Here is a 14,533-nt window from a genome sequence, read left to right as displayed (position 1 = left end):
CCGTGCCTGCGACAGTGTGACCGCAGGTCCTGACGTCCGGAAGGGCGGGTGCCGGTCTCCGGCCGGTCCGGAGTTACCGACGAGTTCACCGAATGCTCGCCGGAAGTCTTGCGGGTCGTGCCGACGGGCAAGTTGGATACACAACATCCCTCGACCCGACGGGTCCACGACACCTTCCACGACACCTTCCACGGAGCCCAGATGCCGCTGTCGTCCGTCCGCCGTGCCCTCGCCGCCGGCGCCGCCGCCACCGTGATCGCCACCCTCGGCACGGCCCCCGCCTCGGCCGAGACCGCGCCGGCCCCCTCCTCGACAGAGAGTGCGCCCCCGCTCGACGTGCTCACCTACAACGTGTTCCTGATGAGCACCTCGCTCTACCCCAACTGGGGCCAGCAGTACCGGGCGCAGGCGATCGCCTCGGCGGACTTCTTCCAGGGCCACGACGTGGTCGTCCTGGAGGAGGCCTTCGACAACGCGGCCTCCGACGCGCTGACCGCCAAGGCCTCGGCCGCGTACCCGTACCACACCCCGGTGGTCGGCCGCTCGACCGCCGGCTGGGACGCCACCTCCGGCAGCTACAGCTCCACCACCCCTGAGGACGGCGGGGTCACCCTGCTCAGCAAGTGGCCGATCCTGCACAAGGAGCAGTACGTCTACAAGGACGCCTGCGGCTCCGACTACTGGTCGAACAAGGGCTTCGTCTACGCCGTGCTGGACGTCGACGGCCGCCGCACCCACGTGGTCGGCACCCACCTGCAGTCCACCGACTCGGGCTGCTCCAGCGGCCAGGCCGCCGGCATCCGGGCCAAGCAGCTCACCGCGATGCGCGCCTTCCTGGACGCCAAGCGGATCCCGGCCGACGAGCCGATCGTCCTCGCGGGCGACCTCAACATCGACTCGCACGGGTCCGAGTACCAGGCGCTGCTGACCAACGGCAACCTCGCCCCGGCCTCCGCCCGCACCGGCTGGCCGTACTCCTTCGACACCGTCGACAACTCCGTCGCCGCCTACCGGTACCCGGGCGAGCCCAAGGAGGACCTCGACTACGTCCTCTACCGCGCCGACCACGCCCGCCCGCAGCAGTACACCAACCAGGTGGTCCGGGTGCACAGCGCGCCCTGGACGGTGAGCAGTTGGGGCAAGAGCTACACCTACACCGACCTCTCCGACCACTACCCGCTCGCCGCGCACTGACGCTCCGCCGGAGCGGGGGCCGGCCGCCGTGTGCGGCACGGGGTGCGGGACGCCCTGTGGGATGCGTCACCGTCACGCCCGGCAAGCGGTTCGGCCCCTTACGATCCTGAACGCCGAGGTCGGGCGCCGTCGTACCCCGGCGGCGCCCGCCCGGCGCCCAGTGATCCGCCCGAGGAGAAGCGCACGTGACCACCCCCACCGCCGCGCCCGACAGCTACGACCAGAGCTACTACCAGCGCACCGGCGAGAACCGCTACAAGCCCACCGCCCAGGCCCAGGGCGCCTGGCACCCCGACGAGCAGCACTTCAGCCCGCTCGGCGGCCTGATCGTCCACGCCATCGACCAGTACCGCGCCGACCGCGGTCACGCCGGCGGCTCCGGCGACGGACTGGCGCTGGCCCGGATCAGCTTCGACATACTCGGCCTGATCGCCCTGGAGGAGTTCGAGGTCACGGTGGAGACCGTCCGGCCCGGGCGCACCATCGAGCTGATCGAGGCCACCGTGGTGATCGGGGAGCGCGCCGTGGTCCGGGCCCGGGCCTGGTTCCTCGCCGAGCTCGACACCACCGCCGTCGCGGGCACCCACGACCCGCGGCTGCCCGCGCCCGAGGAGTTCGAGCCCTGGGAGATGAGCGGGCTCTGGGGCGGCGGCTACATCTCCTCGATCGACGTCCGCCACCGGGCGACCGCCCCGGGCCGGGCCGCCGCCTGGATCGCGAGCCGGGCCCAGCTGGTCGCCGGGGAGCCCTGCAGCCCGCACGCCTCCTTCGTCGCCCTGGTGGACACCGCCAACGGCATCGCCGCCCGCCAGGACCCCACGGAGTGGATGTTCCCCAACACCGATCTGACCATCCACTTCCACCGCTGCCCCGAGGGCCGCTGGACCGGCCTGGACACCGGCGTCAGCTTCGGCCCGGCCGGTCACGGCGTCACCAGCACCGTCCTGCACGACGAGCGGGGACCGGTGGGACGGGCCGAGCAGATCCTCACCGTCCGCCCGCAGCCGGTGAGTTGACGGGCCCGGTCACCACGTCGGCGCCGCCACCGTTCTCGGTGGCGGCGCCGACGACACCCGTGCTCAGCCGGACAGCGAGTCCATGAAGGAGCTGACCGAGAACACCGCGTTCCCCGGCCCGGCCGGGCCGTAGCCGGGCGGGGAGGAGAGGCCGAACTCCTCCAGGGTCGCGCGGTAGGTCCGCAGCAGCCGGATGTGGTACTCCAGCGGCGCGCCCTGCGGGTTGGCCTTGCCCAGCGGGGTGGTGGGCTCGGGGCACCAGGTGGTGAAGCGCGGGACCACGCCGTGCGACATGAAGAAGCGCAGGCCCTCCTCGGTGGAGGCGATCGCCTCGTCCACCGTGGTGAAGCCGAAGGGCTCCGCCATCTCCACGCCCGCGACGAAGTTGGGGATCACGTTCTCCGGGCCGAACACCTCAGTGGAGTCGAGGATCCGGCGGTGCCACTCGTCGCGGCCGACGTAGCGCTCCTTGCCCGGGCAGTAGAGCTCGAAGAGCCGCTTGTCCCACACCTCGAAGTTGGGGTGGTAGATCCGCACGCCGTAGTCGTGGAAGCGCTGGACGTCCTCGCGCGGCAGCGCCTGCGCCACCACCTTGCCGATCCAGCGCCCGGGGAAGCGCTCCTCGATGGCCTTGGCGTACTGCCCGTAGAAGTCGGCCTCGTCCCGGCCGCCGACCTGCGAGGTGATGGCGCCGCCGGTCAGGGTGTACGCCTGGGAGGCCCGGGCGGTGTCGTGCTCGTCGATCAGCGCCAGCGCCTCCAGCACCTCCTCGACCGGCTTGACCCCGGTGTACGGGCGGCCGGCGGCCTTGTGCTGGCGCCAGTTGTGGTTGATGTCGCAGTACTGGCACTCCTCCTTGGCGCCGAAGTACTGGCAGACCCGGAACACCGTGAGGTAGATCAGGTAACCCCACTGGATGGTCGGGGCGACCTCCATCACCGACTTCCCGTTGGCGAGGGTGTGCCGGTAGTAGTCGGGCATCGGCGGCAGGCCGACGTCGGCGATCCGCGCGCCGTCCAGGTAGAGGCCGAGCGTGCCGTCCTCCCCGGCGCCGACCCGGTACGGCGAGTCCGGGTTGACCCGCACCGACACCACCGTGCGGCGCAGCCCGTACGGTCCGCCGGTCAGCACGACCTCCTCCGGCGGCCGGTTGAGCGCGGCGGCGCCCAGCTCGGGCAGGGTGCGGTGGTCGAAGGAGAAGATGAAGTAGGACTTCGGCTTGACCTCGCCGCCCCCGTCGGCGCCGGTGCTGCCACTGAGCGCGGACTCGTCGAAGGCCATGCCGCCGCGCAGCAGGTCCTCCTTGATCACCGCCTCCCGGGGCACGTCCGGATAGCGCTCCATGAGCCCCTCGACGAGTGCGGTGCGGCTACGGGCCTGGCTCTCCATGCGCGTGGTCTTCCTTCCTGGCCCCGATCCTCCACGGCGCCGTGCCCATTCTCGTCCTCCTTACGGGCACGGCCGTGAGCGGCCGCGCCCGGGAAGATCAACTCGTCCATGGTGGGGGCGGGGACGGCGCGCCGCCTCGGCCCGCGGACCCACGGCCGACGGGACTCGAGTCCTAAGGCCTGTCTGATAATTGATCTCGTGGCAGGTCGAGGTGAGTTGACGGACGCGGCGTGGGAGCGGATAGAGCCCCTGTTGCCGCAGGTGGATGGGCGTGGCCGCCCGTGGCGTGATCACCGGCAGGTGGTCAACGGTGTGCTGTGGCGGCTTCGGACCGGGGCCCCGTGGCGCGACCTGCCCGAGCGGTACGGACCGTGGCAGACCGTCTACGAGCGGTTCGCCCGCTGGGAAGCGGACGGCACCTGGGCGAGGCTGCTGGAGCACGTCCAGGTCCGCGACGACGCCGTGGGCCGGGTGGAGTGGACCGTCGCCGTCGACTCCACGGTCAACCGGGCCCACCAGCACGCCGCCGGCGCCCGCAAAAAGGGGACGCGGACGGGGACGAACTGGAAGATCCGGGCCGCTCACAGACGCGCCAGGCCCTCGGCCGGTCCCGAGGCGGGCTGACCACGAAGGTCCACCTCGCCGTCGACGGCCGCGGCCTGCCGCTGTCGATCGTGCTCACCCCGGGCAACGTCAACGACGCCACCACGTTCGCCGAGGTCCTGGACGGGATCCACGTCCCGCGAGCCGCAACAGGCCGCCCGCGCACGACACCGTTGCGGGTGCTGGGCGACAAGGCCTATTCCAGCAGGGCGATCCGGCATCTGCTGCGGCGTCGGGGCATCGCTGCCACGATCCCCGAACGCCGCGACCAGGTGGCCAATCGCCGACGCCGCGGGCGCCTCGGCGGTCGGCCGCCCGCCTTCGACAAGGAGATCTACCGCGATCGGAACGTGGTCGAACGATGCTTCGCCCGCCTCAAGCAGTTCCGCGCGATCGCCACCAGGTTCGACAAGCTCGCCGACCGCTACCGCGCTGGAGTCGTCCTGGCCTCCCTGATCCTCTGGCTCCGCGAACCGGCCAGATGATCATTTGTCAGACACGCCTTAGGGCGTGTCTGACAATTCCCGCCGGGCGCGCGACGCCGGGGCACGCACCTCGCCGCGTTGTCGTCGGTCGCCGATGCTCCGCATGGACTCCCTCCTCCGCCTTGCGATGCACGCACCCCAACGCCGCGCGCTGATCCGACGCGAATTGTCAGACACGCCCTAGGCCGACGGACCGCCGGGACCGCCGGAGTGGGAAGTCGGCCGGGCCGACTTCCCACGCGGTCCCACGCGGTCCCCCGACGCGGCGGTCTCGCGCCGCATCGTGAGTGCGGTCGATCGGTGCCGAGGCGCGGCGGGCTGCCGCCGGTCGGTCGTTGGTGTTCGAACAGCCCTGCCGCGAGCGGCGCTACGCGGGCGGTGGGGGCTGGACACGGGTGGGAGTCACCGGGTTGACGCGGGGTGGTGCGGGCGGGGCGCCACGGCGTGGGGCGGGCCGATGCATGACAGGGGCTCATTCAAACGCCGTCAGCCCGAACGTTCACTCTATCGGGTGTAGAAGATCGTCCGTTGCGTTCCGGAACGGGCCCACCCACCTACGGTTGGGACCCGAGCGACACGGGGCCCGCCGCGTGGAGTTCCCCTCGCTGCGGGCGAGCTGACGGCCCGTCTCATCGTGCGACCTTTCCAGAGGAGGCTCCATGCCCCTGCGTGTCAAACCGGGCTCACCACCCGGGCTCGCCGCCCCGGCGGTGGGTCCATGAGCACCCCGGCGATCGAGCGGATCCTGCGCGGGCCCAGCGGACTGGGCACCGCCGGCCTGCGGCTGACGCCGTCGGCCCCGGCTGTCGAGGCCCCGAGTGTCCAGGCGCCGGCTGTCGAGGCGCCGGACGTCGAAGTGGCCGCCCCCGACGTCGTCGTGCCCGAGGGCGCGGTGGCCGAGAACCCGGTGCCGGAGTTCGTCGCGCCCGGTTCTCCGGCGTTCGAGGCCCCGGCTGTGGGGGCCCCGGCGGTGTCGGAGGCCGTGGTGCCGGACGTCCAGGCGCCCTCCCTGGCCGAGCCGTCCCTACCGGCCCTGGACCTACCCGCCCTGGACCTACCCGCCCTGCCCCTGCCCGGCCTGGCACCGGTCGGCGCGGCCTCGCTCGGTGCGGCCCTGCTCGGGGCCGCTCCGGCCGCCGCGGCGCCGAGCGGCGGCAAGCCCGGGCTCGGCGACCCCATCCCCGGCCTGTACCACCACCCGATCGCCGAGCCCGACCCGGCCCGGGTGGAGGCGCTCAGCCTGAAGATCAAGGCCTGGGCGATCGACGAGATCGAGCTCTACCCGCCGGAGTGGGAGAAGGACTTCGACGGGTTCTCCACCGGGCGCTACATGGTGGCCTGCCACCCCGACGCGCCGAGCATCGACCACCTGATGCTCGCGGCCCGGCTGATGGTGGCCGAGAACGCGGTGGACGACTGCTACTGCGAGGACCTCGGCGGGTCGCCGGTCGGCCTGGGCAGCCGCCTGCTGCTCGCGCACACCGCGCTCGACCCGCTGCACACCACGCCGGAGTACCAGCCGGCCTGGGAGGCCTCGCTGTCCGAGGACGCCCCCCGGCGCTCGTACCACTCGGCGATGGAGTACTTCGTCCGTGCCTCCACACCGTCCCAGGCGGACCGGTTCCGGCACGACATGGCGCGGCTGCACCTGGGGTACCTGGCCGAGGCGGCCTGGGCGGAGACCGACCACGTCCCGGAGGTGTGGGAGTACCTGGCCATGCGCCAGTTCAACAACTTCCGCCCCTGCCCGACGATCACCGACACCGTCGGCGGGTACGAGCTGCCGGTCGAGCTGCACGCGCTGCCCGCGATGCAGCGGGTGATCGCCCTCGCCGGCAACGCCACCACGATCGTCAACGACCTGTACTCGTACACCAAGGAGCTGTCCAGCCCCGGACTGCACCTGAACCTGCCGACGGTGATCTCCGAGCGCGAGGGCGTCTCGCGCAAGGAGGGCTACCTGAAGGCCGTCGAGGTCCACAACGAGCTGATGCTCGCCTTCGAGGCCGAGTCGGCGGCGCTGGCCGCGGCCTGCCCGGTGCCGACCCTCCTACGGTTCCTGCGCGGCGTGGCCGCGTGGCTCGACGGCAACCACTACTGGCACCAGACCAACACCCACCGCTACACCCTGCCCGACTTCTGGTGACCGCCCCGCGCGACACCCGTACTCGGTAACCACTCGTAGAAAATTTGGAGTTGACCCATGTCCCTGACCGACGACCTCACCACGACCGGTAACGCCATCCCGGGCCCGGCGACTCCGTACCAGGGCGACATCGCACGCTACTGGGACCACGAGGCACGCCCGGTCAACCTTCGGCTGGGCGACGTCGACGGCCTCTACCACCACCACTACGGCATCGGCGCGATCGACCAGGCCGCGATCGGCGACCCGGCCGACAGCGAGCGGGAGAAGAAGGTGATCGCCGAGCTGCACCGCCTGGAGTCCGCCCAGGCCGACGTGCTGCTCGACCACCTCGGCGACATCCCGGCCGACGGCACCCTGGTCGACGCGGGCTGCGGCCGCGGCGGCTCGATGGTGATGGCCCACCAGCGCTTCGGCTGCCGGGTCGAGGGCATGACCCTCTCCACCCAGCAGGCGGACTTCGGCAACAAGCGCGCCGCCGAGCTCGGCATCGGCGACTTCGTACGGTCCCGGGTCGCCAACATGCTGAACATGCCCGTCGACACCGGCTCCGTCGCGGGTTCCTGGAACAACGAGTCCAGCATGTACGTCGACCTGCACGACCTGTTCGCCGAGCACTCCCGGGTGCTGAGCGTGGGCGGCCGGTACGTGACCATCACCGGCTGCTGGAACCCGCGGTACGGGCAGCCGTCGAAGTGGGTCTCGCAGATCAACGCCCACTTCGAGTGCAACATCCACTCCCGCCGCGAGTACCTGCGGGCGATGGCCGACAACCGCCTGGTGCCCCAGGCCGTCATCGACCTCACCCCGGACACCCTGCCCTACTGGGAGCTGCGGAACACCACCTCGCTGGTGACCGGCATCGAGGAGGCGTTCATCGAGTCCTACAAGGACGGTTCCTTCCAGTACGTGCTGATTGCGGCCGACCGGGTCTGATCCGGCCGGGTCCGACGCGAGCGCGACTGGCGCGAGCGCAGCCGGCCCGAACGGCTGACGGCGGCCTCCCCGCGGACGTGGGGGAGGCCGCCGTCGTGCGTCCGGGGGCCGCTACGGCCGGGTGAAGGTGAGATGGGTGACCCCGCTCGGGGTGGTGACCGCCTCGGTGCGGAAGCGCTGCTCCAGCCCTTCGAGCCCGGCCCAGAGCGGCTCGCCCCGGCCGAGGACGATCGGCACCACGACCACGTGCAGGTGGTCGATCAGATCGGCCTCCAGGAAGGCGCGGACGGTGCTCGGGCCGCCGCCGATCCGCACGTCCTTGCCCCCGGCCGCGTCCCGGGCCTGCCGCAGCGCCTCCTCGGGCGTCGCGTCGATGAAGTGGAAGGTCGTGCCGCCGGCCATCTCCAGCACCGGGCGCGGGTGGTGGGTGAGCACGAAGACCGGGGTGTGGAACGGCGGGTTCGGCCCCCACCAGCCCTTCCACTCCTCGTCCTGCCAGGGGCCTCGCTGCGGGCCGAACTTGTTGCGGCCCATGATCTCCGCCCCGATGTCGTCGCCCCAGGCGCGGGCCATCGCGTCGTCCACGCCGGTCTCGCCGCTCTCGTCGCCGTGCATCCGCCGGAACGTCCGGGTGCGGAAGAACCAGCTGTGCAGGCGGTCGGTGGCGTGGCCGAACGGTGCGTCGAGGCTCTGGCCCTCGCCGGTGCCGTAGCCGTCGAGGGAGATCGAGAAGTTGTGGACCCGGACCAGGGACATCGGCTTCCTCCGCCGTTCGGCGCCTCGGTGCGGGCGGGCCGCCGCACCCTGTTCGCGGGCCCACGCTAACCCGCGGCTCCGACAGGCTGACGCTGCGACACCAGGCGCGGTCGCCGTCGGCGCGGCCCGGTGCGGAGTGCCAGGTCGGGAGGGGTGGGGCCGGTGGGGTGGATGTGGACGAAGGGGAAGGGGCCGGGGGAGAAGCAGTGCAGCCGTCACGCTATTGTCGTGCCTTCTTCACGCGGAGCACGTCCTGGTGGGCGATGCTCCGTCAGGCTGCCCGGAGGAGGGCAGCCGGCACGTTCCGAACCTCGGGGGGTTCCCATGACCATGCGCCGTACTCTGTCCGGATTCCTCGCGGCCGGCCTGCTCGCCGGTGCGGCCGCCCTGATGTCCACCGCCCCGGCGGACGCCGCCCCGACCGGGACGGGCGACCTGCCGTTCGGCTCGGCGACCACCGTCGGCCTGCACAACACCTACGACCCGGCCGCGTTCCCGTTCCTCGCCCAGGGCCTGGACACCGGCACCGGCATGATCGAGCTCGACCTCTGGCCGAACATCGTGACCAAGGAGTGGAAGGTCAGCCACTCCAACCCGCTCGGCAACGGCAACAACTGCACCGCCGCGACCACCCCCGCCCAGCTCTACAGCGGCGGCACCAACAAGAATCTGGAGAACTGCCTGGACGACGTCCGGGTCTGGCTCGCCGCGCACCCGGCGGCCGGGCCGCTGGTCATCAAGCTGGAGCTCAAGCCGGGCTTCTCCGCCAACCTCGGGATGGGCCCCGACCAGCTGGACACGCTGATCGCCCAGCACCTCGGCTCCGCCGTGCTGCGCCCCGCCGACCTGCTGGCCAAGCCGGGCGGCGGCTCGTACGCGAGCCTCGACGCGGCGGTGCGGGCGGGCAACTGGCCGAGCCGTTCGGCGCTGGCCGGCAAGGTGCTGCTGTACGCGATCCCGGGCACGGTCGAGCTGGACAACCCCTTCGACACCCTGCACACCGACGTCGAGTACGGGCGGCACCTGCGCGACCTGGCGGCGGCGGGCCGGATCGGCCAGGCCCAGGTGTTCCCGTCCGTGCTGGGCGCCGCGGCCGGTGACCCGCGCGGCCGGTACACCGGCGCGGACGCCTCGATCCGGCCGTGGTTCGTGGTCTTCGACGGTGACGCCTCGACGTACGTCAACGGCATCGACACCGCGTGGTACGACGCCGCGCACTACCTGCTGGTGATGACGGACTCCCACAAGGTCGCGCCGGAGATCAGCGGCACCGACCCGACGGCGGACCAGGCCCGGGCCCGCGCCGAGCAGTTGGCGAAGGCGCACGCGAGCATCGTGTCGAGCGACTGGCGGAAGCTGCCGACGGTGCAGTCCCTGGTGCTGCCGCGCGGCTGACGCCCGGTGGCGGCGGGCCCGCGCCCCAGGACGCTCCCCGGCCGCGATAGCGTCGGCGCCCGCAGCGTCCGACTCCCTGGGAGGTTCCCGTGCCACAGATCCTGGTCGACCACTCGGCCGAACTCGACATCGACCGGGCGGCCCTCGCCGACGAGGTCCACCAGGCCATCGCCGGCGTCATCGACACCACCGTGGCCGAGTGCAAGACCGTCTTCCGCACCGTCGCCCACCACCGGGTCGGCGACGGCACGACCGGCGAGGCCGTCGTCCTGGCCGAGGTCAAGATCCTGGCCGGCCGTAGCGCGGAGCAGCGTGCCGCACTGACCGACCGGGTCCTCGCCGTCCTGCGCTCGCGGATCGGCGTGCCCGCCGCCATCGGTGTGCAGGTCACCGAACTCGACCGCGACACCTACCGTTTCGTCCACCACCCCGGCCACTGACCGGCGGCCGGAGACGGAAACGGTCCCGTGCGAGCCGGCCGGAGAGGCCGGGCGCACGGGACCGCTGTCCTGGACCGGGGATCAGTCCGTCGGGCAGTGGGTGCCCGCCGTCGGCACGGTGCCGTCCAGCAGGAAGGCGTCGACCGAGGCGCGGATGCACTTGCTCGCGCCGTACGCGGTGTGGCCCTCGCCGTCGCGGGTGAGCAGGACGGCGTTGCCGAGCTCGGCGGCGAGCTTCTCGGCCCACGCGTACGGGGTGGCCGGGTCGCCGGTGGTGCCGACCACCACGATCGGCGCGGCGGCGGCGGACTTGATGGTGTGCGGCTTCTCGGTGGCGCGGAACGGCCAGATCCGGCAGTCCGGGTCGAAGAGCGACGAGAGCGGGTCGTGCTTGCTGACCAGCGGGGCCTTGGCGGCGAGGTCGGTGAGCGCGGCCTGCAGCTGTTCGCCGACCGGCGCGTCGGTGGCGCCGTCGGCGCAGTGGATGGCGGTGTAGGCGTCCGCGGACGCCGAGTAGCGGCCGTCCTTGTCACGGCCGTTGTAGCCGTCGGCCAGGGTGAGCAGGTCGTCGCCCTTGTCGCGGACCATGGCCCAGCCGATGGCGTTGCGCAGTCCGCTCCAGGCCTTCTCGCCGCCGTAGAGCCGGCTGAGGACGCCGGTCCAGGCCGCGCTGGAGGTGAGGGTGCGGCCCTTGGAGGTCTTCAGCGGCTTGTCCTTGAGCCCGTCGAGGAAGTCGGCGAGCTTCTGCGGGGCCCGGGCGGCGTCGGTGCCGAGCGGGCACGGGTTCTTGGTGACGCAGTCGGCGGCGAAGGCCTTCAGGGCGCGTTCGAAACCGGCCGACTGCTCGATGTTGTGCTGGACCAGGGAGAAGGACGGCGAGGTGGCGCCGTCCAGGACGAGCCGGCCGACCCGGTCCGGGAACTCCTCGGCGTAGAGCGAGCCGAGGTAGGTGCCGTAGGACATCCCGAGGTAGCTGAGCTTCTGGTCGCCGAGGGCGGCGCGCAGCACGTCCATGTCCCGGGCGGTGTTGCGGGTGCCGACGAAGGGGAGGACCTGGGCGTACTTGGCCTGGCAGGCGTCGGCCAGCTGCTTGCCGTGGTCGTCGCCGGGCGCGTCGGTGTTGAGCCAGCCGTCCCGGGCCTGGTCGTCGAGGCACTTGAGCGGGCTGGTGCCGGCCACGCCGCGCGGGTCGAAGCCGACGATGTCGTACCGGTCGTGCACCGGGCCGTCGAAGTCCTTCGGGCTGTAGGTGACCATCTGGACGCCGGAGCCGCCCGGGCCGCCCGGGTTGAGCAGCAGGGAGCCTATCCGCTGGTCGGCCTTGGTGGCGGGGTTGCGCACCACGGCGACGTCCAGGGTGCCGGTGGCCGGGGCGGTGTAGTCGAGCGGGACCTTGAGGGAGGCGCACTGCAGGGCCGAGGTGTCCGCCTCGTTCTGCGGGTCCTTCGGGCAGGGCGCCCAGGCGAGTTGCTGGCCGTAGAAGGTCTTGAGTGCCGGGTCGGCGGCGCCGGTGGGCTTGGCCGTCGGCGTGGGGCTGGGGGTGGCGCTCGTCGCGGCGGCGCTCGTGGCGCTGGTGGCGGCGGTGGTGGTGGGCGCGGCCTTGCCGCCGCTGCCGCTGGTGCAGCCGGCCAGCAGGGCGGTGGTGGCGAGGGCTGCGACGGCGGCGGGCAGGGCGCGCCGTGAGGTCCGGGTGATCATCGAATGCACCGCACACAAATATCACCAGCTGGTCACATCAGTCACATCGGTTTGTTCGTGGCCACTCGCAGCCGCCCGCAACCATCCGTGAGCACGCGTGAATGCCCGATTCCACCCGCCCCCGAACGGTGCCATGCTGGGGCCATGACAGAAAGCAAGGTGGTCGCCCCGCTCCGTGACGAACCGGAAGTCGGCGGCCGACGGCGGGAATTGGCGGCGGCGACGGTGGGCTCGGTGGTCGAGTCCTTCGACTGGAACATCTACGCCGTCCTCGCGCCGTACTTCGCGGCGGACCTCTTCGGGCACGGCAAGCACGGGTTCAGCGGGGTGCTCGGGGCGTACGTGACCTTCGCGGTGGGGTTCGTGGCCAGGCCGGTCGGCTCCTACCTGATCGGGCGGCTCAGCGACACCCGGGGACGGCGCTTCGCGCTGAGCCTCGGCATGGCCGTGATCGCCGTGGCGAGCCTGGGCATCGCCGCGATTCCGGGCCAGCGCACGATCGGGTTCTGGGCGGCGGTGCTGGCGGTGCTCGCCCGGGTGGTGCAGGGGCTCGCCTTCGGCGGCGAGGCGCCCAGCGTGGCCGCGTACGTGACCGAGACGGCCCCGCCGCGGCACCGCTTCGCGTTCAGCTCGGTGTCGTACGGCGGGATCATCCTCGGCTCGCTGCTCTCCTTCGGCGTGCTCACGCTTCTGATCCACACCATCGGCAAGTCCGGTCTGGAGAACGGCGGTTGGCGCTGGGGGTTCGTGGTCGCCGCGCTGCTCGGACTGGCCGCCGTCTGGGTGCGGCGGTGGGCGCCGGAGAGCGCGGAGTTCCGCCGGGCCCGGGCCGCCGCGGGCGGGGGCGGCCGTCCGCCGTTCCTGCGCACGCTCCGCGAGCACCGCTGGGCGGCGCTCACCGTCTTCCTCAACACCCTGGGCGGGACGGTCGGTTACTACTTCGCCCTGGTCTACCTGCCGCAGTACGCCGCCGCCTACCACGTGATCGGCAAGGAGGAGGCGGCCTCGTTCATGACCGTGGTGCTCGGCGTGGTGCTGGCCACCATGCTGCTCACCGGCGCCGCCGCCGACCGCTTCGGCCTGCTGCCGGTCGCCCGGATCGGGTTCGGCCTGCCGATCCCGCTGGTCGGGCTGGGGCTCGCCGGACTACGCCAGGGCTGGCTGCCGTTCCAGGTCACCGCCGTGCTGCTGGGCATGCTGGTGGCCACGGTGCTCGGCACGCTCAACGTCTTCACCGGGCTGCTGTTCCCGACCGAGGTGCGGGCGGTCGGCCTCGGCGTGGTCAACGCGGCCACCATCGCCGCGTTCGGCGGCACCTTCCCGCTGCTCGCCGAGTGGCTGGGCGACCGGCACCTGCTCGGGGTGATCCCCTGGTACGTCACCGTCTGCACGACCGGCCCGGCCCTCGCGCTCTTGACGGCGACGAAGGTGCCCTCGTTCACGGCCGCGATCCGGGACTCCGGTGCCGTGACCGGCCGTTCACCGGGATCCACCTGACGAACGATCATCGGCTGTGGTTGAGTGGTCCGGACAAACGCCGAACGGGGAGGGCGAGCGTGGACACCGACACGACGGGCAACAGCCCAGCGGACCGGGCATGGGAGGGCGGCGCGTTCGACATCGGCGCGACCGAGAGCTGGCTGGTCGAGGCCGGTTTCGAGGAACCACCGCAGGTCGACCTGCGGACCGACCGGGCGCACTCCGCCCGGGTCTACGACTACCTGCTGGGCGGCAAGACGAACTTCCCGGCCGACCGCGAGGTCGGCGACCGGGTCCTCGCCGACCTCCCCGGCGCCGGTGAGGCGGCCACCGCCGCACGCGCGGTGATGCACCGGATGGTCCGCCGGCTCGCCGAGGTGCACGGCGTCCGCCAGTTCCTCGACGTCGGCACCGGCATCCCCACCACGCCCAACCTGCACGAGATCGTCCAGTCGATCGACCCGGCGTGCCGCGTGGTCTACGTGGACAACGACCCGATCGTGCTCGCCCACTCGCGCGCGCTGCTCAGCAGCACCCCCGAGGGCCGCACCGCCTACGTCCAGGGCGACCTGCGCGAGCCGGAGCTGTTCCTCGCCGACCCGGCGGTGGCCGCCACGCTGGACCTGAACGAGCCGGTCGCGCTGACGCTGATCAACATCGTGCACTTCCTGTCCGACGAGGCCGCGCACCCGCCCGTGCGCAAGCTCCTGGACGCCCTGCCCGTGGGCAGTTTCCTCGCGCTGAGCGCCGGCACCGCCGACACCGCGCCCGACCGGGCCGAGGCCGGCAGCCGCCGCTACGCGGAAGCCGGGATAGAGGTCCACATGCGCTCCCACGAGGGCGTCGAGCGCTTCTTCGCCGGGCTGGAACTGGACGCCCCGGGCGTGGTCCTGATCAACCGCTGGCACCCGGAGCTGGGCGCGGCGCCGTCCCCCGGGCTGCCCGACGAGCTGGTCCCGGTGTACGGGGGCGTGGGGCGCAAGGTCTAGCCGTCCG

Annotated in this window: 12 protein-coding genes; 9 read left to right on the top strand and 3 right to left on the bottom strand. The window is 72.3% G+C overall.

Annotated elements, in window-relative coordinates:
* The first annotated feature begins 201 nt into the window (after positions 1-201).
* Positions 202-1,194: a sphingomyelin phosphodiesterase gene (sph, locus tag ACYP53_RS18650; RefSeq protein ID WP_189925618.1), complete on the top strand. Its 993-nt coding sequence runs from the start codon at positions 202-204 to the stop codon at positions 1,192-1,194.
* Positions 1,195-1,379: 185 nt separating this feature from the next.
* A complete protein-coding gene (locus ACYP53_RS18645) occupies positions 1,380-2,210 on the top strand; it encodes a thioesterase family protein (protein WP_459648146.1) in 831 nt (276 codons plus the stop codon).
* Positions 2,211-2,273: 63 nt separating this feature from the next.
* Here ACYP53_RS18645 and ACYP53_RS18640 read toward each other — a convergent pair whose 3' ends face one another.
* The gene (locus ACYP53_RS18640; RefSeq protein WP_189925622.1) at positions 2,274-3,599 is read right to left on the bottom strand and encodes a radical SAM protein; all 1,326 of its coding nucleotides are present in this window, start codon (positions 3,597-3,599) and stop codon (positions 2,274-2,276) included.
* A gap of 198 nt (positions 3,600-3,797) precedes the next feature.
* On the opposite strand from ACYP53_RS18640, the gene ACYP53_RS18635 reads away from it, so the two are divergent.
* From ACYP53_RS18635 to ACYP53_RS18625, 3 genes are all read left to right on the top strand, one after another.
* A protein-coding gene (locus ACYP53_RS18635; RefSeq protein ID WP_459648145.1) for an IS5 family transposase occupies positions 3,798-4,687 on the top strand; the annotation gives its coding sequence in 2 pieces (ribosomal slippage) (positions 3,798-4,152 and positions 4,152-4,687; 891 coding nt in all).
* Positions 4,688-5,405: 718 nt separating this feature from the next.
* Positions 5,406-6,833, top strand: coding sequence for a family 2 encapsulin nanocompartment cargo protein terpene cyclase (locus ACYP53_RS18630; protein ID WP_459648144.1), 1,428 nt, complete (start codon positions 5,406-5,408; stop codon positions 6,831-6,833).
* A gap of 57 nt (positions 6,834-6,890) precedes the next feature.
* Positions 6,891-7,769 carry a geranyl diphosphate 2-C-methyltransferase gene (locus ACYP53_RS18625; RefSeq protein ID WP_189925623.1) on the top strand — a complete coding sequence of 293 codons (879 nt, stop codon included), beginning with the start codon at positions 6,891-6,893 and terminating at the stop codon, positions 7,767-7,769.
* Between the two features lie 111 nt (positions 7,770-7,880).
* Here ACYP53_RS18625 and ACYP53_RS18620 read toward each other — a convergent pair whose 3' ends face one another.
* A complete protein-coding gene (locus ACYP53_RS18620) occupies positions 7,881-8,525 on the bottom strand; it encodes a dihydrofolate reductase family protein (RefSeq protein WP_459648143.1) in 645 nt (214 codons plus the stop codon).
* Between the two features lie 330 nt (positions 8,526-8,855).
* On the opposite strand from ACYP53_RS18620, the gene ACYP53_RS18615 reads away from it, so the two are divergent.
* Both ACYP53_RS18615 and ACYP53_RS18610 read left to right on the top strand, forming a co-directional pair.
* Positions 8,856-9,920: a phosphatidylinositol-specific phospholipase C domain-containing protein gene (locus ACYP53_RS18615; RefSeq protein ID WP_459648142.1), complete on the top strand. Its 1,065-nt coding sequence runs from the start codon at positions 8,856-8,858 to the stop codon at positions 9,918-9,920.
* A gap of 89 nt (positions 9,921-10,009) precedes the next feature.
* Positions 10,010-10,360 (top strand): 5-carboxymethyl-2-hydroxymuconate Delta-isomerase, encoded by a 351-nt coding sequence (locus ACYP53_RS18610; protein WP_189925630.1) that lies wholly within the window; start codon positions 10,010-10,012, stop codon positions 10,358-10,360.
* Between the two features lie 81 nt (positions 10,361-10,441).
* Here ACYP53_RS18610 and ACYP53_RS18605 read toward each other — a convergent pair whose 3' ends face one another.
* Entirely contained in the window at positions 10,442-12,058 is a 1,617-nt protein-coding gene (locus ACYP53_RS18605; RefSeq protein WP_189925633.1) for an alpha/beta hydrolase, read from the bottom strand.
* 144 nt (positions 12,059-12,202) lie between these two features.
* Between ACYP53_RS18605 and ACYP53_RS18600 the strand changes: the two genes are divergently transcribed.
* Both ACYP53_RS18600 and ACYP53_RS18595 read left to right on the top strand, forming a co-directional pair.
* A complete protein-coding gene (locus ACYP53_RS18600) occupies positions 12,203-13,555 on the top strand; it encodes an MFS transporter (RefSeq protein ID WP_459648141.1) in 1,353 nt (450 codons plus the stop codon).
* Between the two features lie 143 nt (positions 13,556-13,698).
* Positions 13,699-14,526 (top strand): SAM-dependent methyltransferase, encoded by an 828-nt coding sequence (locus ACYP53_RS18595; protein WP_229929230.1) that lies wholly within the window; start codon positions 13,699-13,701, stop codon positions 14,524-14,526.
* The last annotated feature ends 7 nt before the right edge of the window (positions 14,527-14,533 follow it).

The sequence above is a fragment of the Kitasatospora sp. Ki12 genome (assembly GCF_054601375.1).
Note: the sequence above shows the minus strand (reverse complement) of the source record. Positions and strands in the feature narration are given on the sequence as shown.